Here is a 1,988-nt window from a genome sequence, read left to right on the forward strand (position 1 = left end):
CCGCCAAGTAAATGCTTTTTTGAGTTTAATAATCTCAATTGGCAGTTTATTCCTTATCCGGCATTGATGTTATTAGCATTGCGTAAAGTGCGTGGTATTGATACACCAGATATAGAACACCCTGCTTTTGGCAAACTTACTGATATCCGACTTGTTGATGGGGAGGATGTGCATGATGACGTTTTTGAGAAATTAACTGCCAAGCTTAAACAACAAGGTTTCGACATGAGCACCATTTATAGTTAAAGCAATTAACTAGAAAGCAATTAACTAGGACAGTCGCTTAAATTTACTAATACAAATCATGCTGATAAAAAACTGCAAAGCTATTTTGTTGATAACTTTAATAACCAGAGAATTAACTAGGACAGTCGCTTAAAATTGAAGAATATAGACCTCTCAACTAGGGTTACTAAATATCCTTTATCTGAGAGGTCTTTCATGACAACGGCAAGAAAGCAATTAATTAGCTTAGTTGACACCCCTTATTATCATTGCACTTCTCGCTGTGTTCGCCGTGCCTTTTTGTGCGGAGAAGATAAAAATACAGGGCAAAACTTTGACCACAGGCGAGGCTGGGTGGAAGATAAGTTACTCGGCCTAAGTCAAGTATTTGCTCTTGATATCTGCGCCTACGCAATTATGAGCAATCATACCCACATAGTACTTTTTGTTGATGTAACTAAAGCAAAGTCTTGGTCGACAAGTGAAGTGCTTGAGCGCTGGCATAAGCTATTCAAAGGCACGTTAATAACACAGCAGTATTGCCGAGGAGGAATTCCAGACTACCTTATGGTTTCTTTACTTGAAACTGTTGAGGTTTACCGCAATCGCTTGATGGATATCAGTTGGTTTATGCGCTTACTAAACCAAAGTATTGCGATACAAGCAAACCTTGAAGATAACTGTACAGGTCACTTTTGGGAGGGGCGCTTTAAATCACAAGCGTTATTAGATGAAGCTGCACTTGCTGCTTGTATGGCGTATGTTGATTTAAACCCTGTTAGAGCCAGTATAGCTAAAACCCCTGAAAGCTCAGAGTATACCAGCGTAAAACAACGTGTCATATCCGCAGATAAAGGAAAAAAACCCACGAGATTACTTCCTTTTGTAGGTAACCCACGTAGCATCATGCCAAAAGGTCTGCCGTTTGAATTCAAAGACTATCTTGAATTAATTGAACTGACAGGGCGCTGTCTTCGTGAAGGTAAGGTCGGTTACATTGAAGAAAATCAACCAGCACTGCTAACTCGGCTTAATATAAATCCTGAAAACTGGCTAACGCTAAGCAAAGGATTCAGAAAATTATTTCATGGTGCGGTGGGGCACAGTAATGTATTAGCTGAATATTGTGTGCATAAAGGGTTAAAGCGTCGAACGAATGTAAGTTGCTGCGATAAACTCTTAGCATAACGACTCAGCATTAATCACTGCCCTTAATTTATATTAACATCTCGATGTTAATGTTTTTACCCTGTCTAAAAATTACGAACTTAACTATTCACCTGAAATTTCAACATAACCCCCTAGTTATTCTTATTCATTAGAAACCTTGAACTCTATTTAAGTAAAAAATTAACATGTGTTATTGTTTCCAGAAAGATTGTTTTATAAGCGAGTGTCCTAATTGTTTTCCGCCAAGTAAATGCTTTTTTGAGTTTAATAATCTCAATTGGCAGTTTATTCCTTATCCGGCATTGATGTTATTAGCATTGCGTAAAGTGCGTGGTATTGATACACCAGATATAGAACACCCTGCTTTTGGCAAACTTACTGATATCCGACTTGTTGATGGGGAGGATGTGCATGATGACGTTTTTGAGAAATTAACTGCCAAGCTTAAACAACAAGGTTTCGACATGAGCACCATTTATAGTTAAAGCAATTAACTAGAAAGCAATTAACTAGGACAGTCGCTTAAATTTACTAATACAAATCATGCTGATAAAAAACTGCAAAGCTATTTTGTTGATAACTTTAATAACCAG

Annotated in this window: 2 protein-coding genes and 1 pseudogene; all 3 read left to right on the forward strand. The window is 37.7% G+C overall.

The annotated features are described in order from the left end of the window. Positions 1–246, forward strand: a pseudogene (locus tag GAB14E_RS25115) (hypothetical protein); the annotation flags it as partial. Positions 247–441: 195 nt separating this feature from the next. Beyond that, positions 442–1,413 carry a transposase gene (locus GAB14E_RS07610; RefSeq protein WP_033083178.1) on the forward strand — a complete coding sequence of 324 codons (972 nt, stop codon included), beginning with the start codon at positions 442–444 and terminating at the stop codon, positions 1,411–1,413. Between the two features lie 287 nt (positions 1,414–1,700). Beyond that, entirely contained in the window at positions 1,701–1,880 is a 180-nt protein-coding gene (locus GAB14E_RS0123220; protein WP_033083179.1) for a hypothetical protein, read from the forward strand. Positions 1,881–1,988 lie beyond the last annotated feature (108 nt).

The organism is Colwellia psychrerythraea, from assembly GCF_000764185.1.
Classification (GTDB): Bacteria; Pseudomonadota; Gammaproteobacteria; order Enterobacterales; family Alteromonadaceae; genus Colwellia; species Colwellia psychrerythraea_B.